This window comes from Streptomyces sp. P17 (assembly GCF_032436805.1).
GTDB lineage: Bacteria > Actinomycetota > Actinomycetes > Streptomycetales > Streptomycetaceae > Streptomyces.
In genome coordinates this window covers 1-246 of sequence record NZ_JAVRBF010001310.1, presented here as the reverse complement: position 1 = coordinate 246, position 246 = coordinate 1, and the positions used below count along the sequence as shown (strand labels likewise).

The window sequence follows — 246 nt, the reverse complement described above, 5'->3', positions numbered from 1 at the left end:
ATTTTCTTCCAACGTATACCAAGAGGCAGTATCAATGAGCAAAAAAACTGTGCGAAATGAAAATTATCGGTTCAAGAATAAGAAAAAAATTCAGACTAATCAAGAAACAAAAGACAACAATATCGTACAAGAAGATACAAAAAAAGGACTCAGTTTCAACGAAATTGTTGCTCAATACCTTCCAAAAAACTAATAGTGTTCGGGTATTTTTTCTAAAGGAAAAAGTAATGTTGAAAGTAGTCATGA

1 pseudogene is annotated in these 246 nt (G+C 30.9%); it reads left to right on the top strand.

What is annotated here, in order from left to right:
- Positions 1-193: pseudogene (locus RMT89_RS44800) on the top strand (hypothetical protein); the annotation flags it as partial.
- Positions 194-246: the final 53 nt, after the last annotated feature.